A 6,988-nucleotide genomic window follows, 5' to 3' on the forward strand; every position below is an offset into this window, starting at 1 on the left:
ATGAGCGTTCACATTGGTCCGGAAATGGTGTTCACGTTGAATCGGAATTGGTGTTCATGATCGGCCGGAATATGCACCTGTGGCTGCAAGCCGGTGTGCTGGATGCGCACAATTTGCCAGTCAGTGTTGAGGCTGCCGTTGGGGTGTTCGGTCAGTGAGAAGGTTTGCCCCGGCAGCAAAGCCGCGCAGTTGGACTTAGCCTGGCCCGCCACCGCGTCATTGCGCAGCGCATCGAGCCGGTGCTGGGCGAAGGCCTTGCCGCTCGGGTCCGCTTTGTAGCGGCCCGGAAAATCGAAGTGCTGGTAGGTATCCCGTTGATGCGCAAGCTCCGCCCCCACCTTCTTGTGGGAGAGGCCATAAGCCGGGGTCTTGAAGCTGTAGTCTTTGAGCTCCACATCCGACGGGCGCACCGCCTCCCGGTTGTGGAACTGCCGTACATAGGGGCCTTGCTCCAGCGAGCGGTTACCGAGGTTGAAGAAGAGCTCGGGGCCTTGAGTCAATGCCGCCGCGTCGTCGGCAAACACGATACGGTGTTTGCCCGCTTCAAACTCGTGGAAGTAGAACATCCCCTCTTCGGCGGCGAGCCGGTTCACGAAATCGAGGTCGGTTTCCCGGTACTGAACGCAGTATTCCCGCTTGGCATGCTCGTTTTTCAGGGCAAAGGCGTAGTCGGTGATGCCGTGTTCTTGCAAGAGGATGGAGAGGATTTCATCGGGCTTCTGCGCCTGGAAGATGCGGGAGTTGTAGCGAAGCGACAGCCGCCACAGCGCCGGCTGCACCATGAGCTGATAGCGGGTGCGGCGAAAACCGCTGTCCCCTTGCGCGAAGTCACTGACCACCCCGCAGACCCGGCGCTGCAGCTCGCCGTTGTACCACACCAAGAGCTCACACGGCTGGTCCAGCACGGCGCCAAAGTCGATGTCGGGCTGGCCACTTGCCAGCTCAAGGCGCAGGTTGAATGGCCGGTTGAGCGCTTCCTCCAGCGCAAACTCGGCCACCACGAAGGTGCTCTCGGGCAGGGCCCCCACCTTGACGGTAAATTGTAATCCTGTGCTGTCTGCCATCGCTGAGCGCCTCTGAGATGTCGTGTAGCCCCATCAGGCGGGGCACTGCAAGCCGGGTGGGAGATCCGCCATCGCCCCGGTTTTTCTGACACCATGGCTACCGCACGCCCTTGACGGCGTGCGGCAAGACGTAAACCCGGATTTTTTCTTGTACCCGCTCACACCAGGCAAACGGACATAAGAAAAATGAGGGGGAAACTAGCTGACTCGGTTGAAAGCAACGGGCTAAGCGTTAAGAAAACAAGGGGCACCGCAAGCAGTGCCCCTGATGGGCAAGTTACGCCTCGATCGGCGCACGCCAGTCGTCCGCACCGGAAGTGCCGGCAACTGTGTGTTCCCAATCGATTTTGCGGTAGGCCAGAGAGACCTGGATCAGCTGGGTGAAGTCAGACTTCGCCGGGTCCTGGCAGTGGGGCATCTGGCAGTCGATGTCAACGATAGTGGCATCAGTCAGCACGGTGGAGAAGAAGTGCTCCTGCTTGCCCTCGACAGAGGTGCGGTACCACTTCAGGGTCACTTTCGGCAGCATTTCGCCGGAGGCCAGAGAGTTGTACATCAGCGGCACAGCTTTGTTCAGCGCAACGGTGAACTTGAACGGCTTGTGGACACGCTGACCAGCAGGCTGACCAGATTGCGGGTCAGTCGGCACAGTCACAACGTGCTGGAACTCTTGTACCAGCATCTCGTCTTCGTGGCCCTGCACGAAGATGTTGCCGACGGAATCGGAAGTGAAGGCACCGGCGGTGATATTGCCCTGGGTTTTACCTTCGATGCTGATATAACATGGAGTTGGCATGTGTATGCTCCTGATTGGTTGAACGGTAATGACACTCGACCGAACCAGTTAGCAGCGACCATGCCACTCTTTTTTATAGTTATTTTTCAAAGATTTAATAAACAGGCAAGCCGTCCTGCCGGATACATGGCGCAAAAAGTTGCAACCAGCAGACTATTGCACCATTAGTTCTTGCACTCACAGTGGAACATCTTGCTACCTACGCAACAAGTTGCTTGTAACAAACATAATCACTGCTTTTCATCCACATTGGCAACCAACGCCATCTCCACGTTCAACCTGACCATCCCCTGCTTCAATGCCCATGAAATGGCCTGGCTCTTGGTGCTGGCACCCAGCTTGCTGACCACATTGTTCAGATGAAACGTCACGGTACGGGGAGTGATCCCCAGGATCTGGGCAATATCGCTCACCTGCTTGCCTTCCGCCGCCCAGCGACACACCTCCAGCTCCCGCAAACTCAGCGCATCGTGCGGTGACAGGCCCGCCAGACAGACCCGGGCCACCGCCTCGAAAATATGCATGGAGAGCCAGCTGATAAAGGGCACTGCAGAGAGCCATTGCTGTTGGGTGCGAGGCGTACTGGTGATAAAAGAGAGCAGGCCGACATGACCGTTGGCTCCATGCCAGGGCAGGGTGATGCCGTCGCAAATGCCGTACTCGCTGGCCAACTGCATCACCTCTCGGCCCTGCTCATCACAACGCGCCTCATCGTTCACCACATCGGCCCACAGAATAGGAGTGCTCCTGGTCATGGCGCATTTGACGATGGGATCGATGGCAAAGAAGCCGCTGCTGGTGTAGGTATCCACCCAGGCCTGCGGACAGCCGTTGAAGATGATGACGTCCGGGCGCTGGATAGTACTGGGAAAGATCAGGGCCAGGCGAAAATAGTCGAATCCCATACGACCGCTCAGCTCGCGCAGCAGGGTCACTATGGTGCGATCGTCAGCGGCCGTCTCGAACTGGCCGATGAGATCCAGCGCGTGCAGGGTATTCATCTCTGAGGTATGAGGATTGTGCACAAGGTAGGCTAGCCAAACATGGAAACATGCTGAATGTTAACAAGCGTCAACAGATGACACACTCCGGCATATAGGAAAATCAGAACTCTCCCACACTTTATGCTATCGAATCGTAATTTTTGTAATGAAATGCTACAGAAAACCTCAAGCGTTCCACCAGCAACCAGTCGTGACCCCTACGGATGTTAAGCATTGCAACATTTGCCATGGCTCTCTCCCTCACCGGTGGTCAACAACCCTCAGCTCCTTCCTGCATCACGCAACAGAAGGTGCTCAAGCTGTGGCTGAGGAGCCAGCGAGACGAGATCCCCACCGACCAGTGCGAAGATCGGGGCCGACGGAGATGATCGATACGCTTGGTTGTCCGGTGATGGTCTGACAGTGAACACTGAGCAAAATAGGCGGGAAGACAGCAAGCCTTAGCCAAGTGTCGGAATATACGTGGATAAAGATGGCTTGCCCGATCACAGGCAGAATAAAAGAAGGAATTTAAACGCAAAAAGGCCATCCTTTCGGATGGCCTTTTTGGCTGAATAAATGGCGGAGGAGGTGCCCGCCGTAATTAAGTCCAATCAACTCCACACCAATCCAGCAAGCCATTTACTATCAGTATATTAGAAACAAACACAGTCCAATCCATCCCAATCACATATTACCACTGCGCATGCTTGGTGGCATACTGAGTGGCATATTCAATTCTCAAGGAGGTTACCTGATGGCAATCCTCACCGATACCAAAGCCCGCAACATCAAGCCTGAAGATAAGCCCCTTGCTCATGGTGGCGTCACCGGGTTGACGCTACACCCCTCTACCATCAAGGGCAGAGGAAAGTGGGTGTTCCGCTATGTCAGCCCACTGACGAAGAAACGACGTAACGCTGGCCTCGGGACTTACCCCGAGATCTCCATCGCTGACGCTGCTCGAGACGCCCAGGCAATGCGGGAACAGCTGGCGAATAATCTGGACCCACTAGAGATCCGGCTGCAGGAGCAGAACAAGCCGAAGATCCCGACGTTGGAAGCATCCGCCAGACTCGTCTACGAAAGCTTGTTACCTGGTTGGAAGAACCCAAAACACGGCAAGCAATGGATCACCACATTGGAACAGTATGCCTTTCCTGCAATTGGCACTATCTCCATTGATACCATCACCCCAGCTCATATCGCTTCCGTTTTGCAACCGATATGGCTGACGATCCCGGAAACGGCAAGCCGTGTTAAACAGAGGCTACACGCAGTCATGGCTTGGGCATGGGCCCATGGCTATACCTCTGCAAACCCAGTGGATGTGGTAAGCCACCTATTACCGGCTCAACCCAGCAAATCTGTGCGTGTAGAACACCAGCCTGCAATGCCTTGGCGTGATATCCCTGCATTTGTGCAAAAACATCTGAGAACAACGCAACAGTACGATGTAACCCGCTCCATGCTGGAGTTCTTGATCCTGGCTGCTTGCCGTTCAGGTGAAGTCAGAGCCATGAAGTGGTCAGAAGTCGATTTGGAGGCAAGGGTCTGGACTTTGCCTGCCGAGCGTATGAAAGCCAAACAACAACATCGTGTTCCGTTATCTCTTCGTGCCGTCGAAATCCTGAAAGGGTTAAGGGGATTACATGACGAGTTGGTATTCCCATCCCCCAGAGACCAAGTACCGCTCTCAGACACAGTGTTGACGATGTTTCTGAGAAGAGCCAAAGCAGGGAGTTGCACACCTGGCCGAATGGCCACTGCTCATGGCTTTCGTTCTAGCTTTCGAGACTGGTGCAGCGAGCAGGGCTATGCGCGGGATCTCGCTGAACGAGCATTAGCTCACACAGTGCAGAACAAGGTAGAAGCCGCCTACCACCGCACGGACTTGCTGGATCAGCGACGTCCAATGATGGATGCGTGGGCTGAGTTTGTATCCGGTAATTCACCAACTGAATAAGAAGGAAGCGGCCCACCAAGGCTGCTTCCTTCTATGTTCTTTTTTTTTAGCTTTTCTTAGCCGTTGATGACATCTTGCCAAACCAGTGCTCAGAGAGTTTCTGCGCTTGTTTGACTTCCGGCTTGGTCATCGCGGCCTCGAGTTCATCACGGGCCCGTACAGCCTCAGGCATTCCTTCTGTCGCCGCCAGTGACAGCCAAGCATAAGCATGCACCCGGTTACGAGGAGCCCCCAAGCCTTCCTCACGCAATGTCCCCATTCGGTATTGGGCTTGGCGGTCGCCCTGCTGGGCCGCTAGGCGATACTGCTTGAGAGCAAGCGCGTAATCCTCTTTTCCCCCTTGTCCCAGACGCAGCATTTCACCGTAGGTGTACTGGGCGAGAATGTGTCCTTGTTGGGCGGCCTTGGCATAACTGGCTCTGGCCTGCGCCAGTTCACCTTGCTTATGCTGTAGCTCCGCCAGCTCGAACAATACCTTTGGTACACCACCGTCAGCAGCCCGAGTTAACCAGTGGATCTGCTGCTCGCGGTCCACCTGCTGCAAACTCAGTTGGTACTCGGCTTCATGGGAGCCGTGCCCAGCAGCCAGCTCCAGCCAGTAACGTCCCAAAGCGGGGTCGGCTGATACCTGCTCCCCGGCCAGATACGCCATGCCAAGCCAGAGCTCTGCCTCGGCAGAACCCGCATTGGCAGCGCGCTGATAGGTAGCGAAAGCATGGGTGGGTGAGGCCTGCTTGGCTTGCAGTAACAACGCATCCCGTTGCTGCTGAGCCGCAGCCTTGTCGTTCCAGCGCTGGGCGAGGTCTGGTCGTTTGACGACCCCTTTACCTTGCACATATCGCTGACCCAACAGGTACTGGGCATCACGGTTACCCAGTTCTGCGGCTTGCTCAAGCCACTTGATGGCGTCCGTATCTGCACCCGGTTGGGTGCTGTACCAGCGGGCTAGGATCAACTGTGCTTCAGCATGATCCTGCTTAGCTGCCTGCTCGAACCAATCGAGGCATTCGCTCACCAGTTTGCCTTGATGCTGCTCCTGGCACATCAGGCCCAGCCGATAGCTGGCGTTGGTGTTACCAAGACGAGCTGAACGCTGCCACCACTGAGTAGCCTGCACTGGATTTTTGGGCTCACCTAGTCCGGCCTGATACCAGTCACCCACTTGCCAAGCAGCGCTGGCGCGGATCTTTTTATCGGCGGCCAAGGGGCCAGACTGCTCGACGGCCTGCTGCATCCAGTGCATGGCGTTGGGGTAATCGGGCTTGCTCGCCAGGCGTTTGGCCAGCTCATACTGGGCTCGTCCATCCCCCTGCTTTGCCGCTTGGGATAACTCGGTGTCAGTACGTGGGGCAGTGGAAGTGACTGGGGGGCGTTCGCCAGGCTGCGTAACTGGACCAGCAGATAATCCCTATAGAACTGCCCGAACAGTTTACCAGGCTCGAGGGATGAGAGTATGACTTGGCGTCGCCGTTCCAGATTGCTAGGCAGGCGGCGCACATGGGTGTCTATCCAGACGATGTGGCCGCAAGGAGAGATCATCATGTTACCCAAATGAAGATCTCGGTGGTAGTAGCCATGCCTTGCCAGGTGGTCGATATCCTGGGCGAGCCTGTGCAGCAGGGACAGCCGACCGGCCTCGTCGCTCCGCTGAAAGTAGTCTTCACCAGAGTGATGATCTGTCAGGTAGCGCACTGCGAGAAAAGAAGCGCGGGGATTAAGCGGATTAAGCGCAATGCCCGCAGCCTTGCAGGGAACAACCCGTAGGCCAGCCTTGTGCAGACGCCGATTACTTTGTAACTCCCGAAAAGCGTCAATATGGCCGATCAGCCGCTTGTTGAGCAAGTCTCGACACAACCAGCCAAGAGTCCAGCGGGGGTACTTGTCGGGTACTATCTTGCACAACGTATTGCTGGCAGGATGCAACCAGAACTGGCTGCTGGCGATGTGCTCCAGCTGACGGGTCAGTTCGGTTTGCTGCAATGACCAGTGAGCCAGCCCGAGTTGGTCGTGTAATAGTAGGTAGTAGTATTTCTTGCCGTGCAAGTTGAGTGTAGTCAGCATCATAGGATTAAGTAGGAGATGATGAGTGATCTGCACCAGTCTCGTGAATTCAGATAATAAGTGCAATGCCCATGGTGCATAGGAGAGAGGCGGTCAACTACCAGTTAGGGTACGCTTC

The 6,988-nt window shown here is 55.9% G+C and carries 6 protein-coding genes; 1 reads left to right on the forward strand and 5 read right to left on the reverse strand.

Going from position 1 to position 6,988, the window contains the following annotated elements; genetic code table 11:
• Positions 1–8: 8 nt before the first annotated feature.
• From tssI to PG899_RS23510, 3 genes are all read right to left on the reverse strand, one after another.
• The gene (tssI, locus tag PG899_RS23500; protein WP_270697780.1) at positions 9–1,064 is read right to left on the reverse strand and encodes a type VI secretion system tip protein TssI/VgrG; all 1,056 of its coding nucleotides are present in this window, start codon (positions 1,062–1,064) and stop codon (positions 9–11) included.
• Positions 1,065–1,341: 277 nt separating this feature from the next.
• Positions 1,342–1,860, reverse strand: coding sequence for a type VI secretion system effector Hcp1 (hcp1, locus tag PG899_RS23505; protein WP_010634822.1), 519 nt, complete (start codon positions 1,858–1,860; stop codon positions 1,342–1,344).
• Positions 1,861–2,090: 230 nt separating this feature from the next.
• A complete protein-coding gene (locus PG899_RS23510; protein ID WP_179101302.1) occupies positions 2,091–2,861 on the reverse strand; it encodes a LuxR family transcriptional regulator in 771 nt (256 codons plus the stop codon).
• A gap of 739 nt (positions 2,862–3,600) precedes the next feature.
• Here PG899_RS23510 and PG899_RS23515 point away from each other — a divergent pair.
• Entirely contained in the window at positions 3,601–4,809 is a 1,209-nt protein-coding gene (locus PG899_RS23515; protein ID WP_103859016.1) for a tyrosine-type recombinase/integrase, read from the forward strand.
• A 46-nt stretch (positions 4,810–4,855) separates the two neighbouring features.
• Here PG899_RS23515 and PG899_RS23520 read toward each other — a convergent pair whose 3' ends face one another.
• Positions 4,856–6,052: an SEL1-like repeat protein gene (locus tag PG899_RS23520; protein WP_423244482.1), complete on the reverse strand. Its 1,197-nt coding sequence runs from the start codon at positions 6,050–6,052 to the stop codon at positions 4,856–4,858.
• Complete coding sequence (locus PG899_RS24330; RefSeq protein WP_442866368.1) at positions 5,944–6,873, reverse strand: lipopolysaccharide kinase InaA family protein; 930 nt, start codon at positions 6,871–6,873, stop codon at positions 5,944–5,946. Before PG899_RS24330 ends, PG899_RS23520 begins: the two co-directional genes overlap by 109 nt.
• Positions 6,874–6,988 lie beyond the last annotated feature (115 nt).

It is taken from the genome of Aeromonas sp. QDB39, assembly GCF_027707585.1.
Lineage (GTDB): Bacteria > Pseudomonadota > Gammaproteobacteria > Enterobacterales > Aeromonadaceae > Aeromonas > Aeromonas hydrophila.

What these genes read in the sequence shown, in the direction of transcription:
- tssI (WP_270697780.1), bottom strand. Translation starts at nt 1,064, where the DNA reads ATGGCAGACAGCACAGGATTACAATTTACCGTCAAGGTGGGGGCCCTG.
- hcp1 (WP_010634822.1), bottom strand. Translation starts at nt 1,860, where the DNA reads ATGCCAACTCCATGTTATATCAGCATCGAAGGTAAAACCCAGGGCAAT.
- PG899_RS23510 (WP_179101302.1), bottom strand. Translation starts at nt 2,861, where the DNA reads ATGAATACCCTGCACGCGCTGGATCTCATCGGCCAGTTCGAGACGGCC.
- PG899_RS23515 (WP_103859016.1), top strand. Translation starts at nt 3,601, where the DNA reads ATGGCAATCCTCACCGATACCAAAGCCCGCAACATCAAGCCTGAAGAT.
- PG899_RS23520 (WP_423244482.1), bottom strand. Translation starts at nt 6,052, where the DNA reads ATGCACTGGATGCAGCAGGCCGTCGAGCAGTCTGGCCCCTTGGCCGCC.
- PG899_RS24330 (WP_442866368.1), bottom strand. Translation starts at nt 6,873, where the DNA reads ATGATGCTGACTACACTCAACTTGCACGGCAAGAAATACTACTACCTA.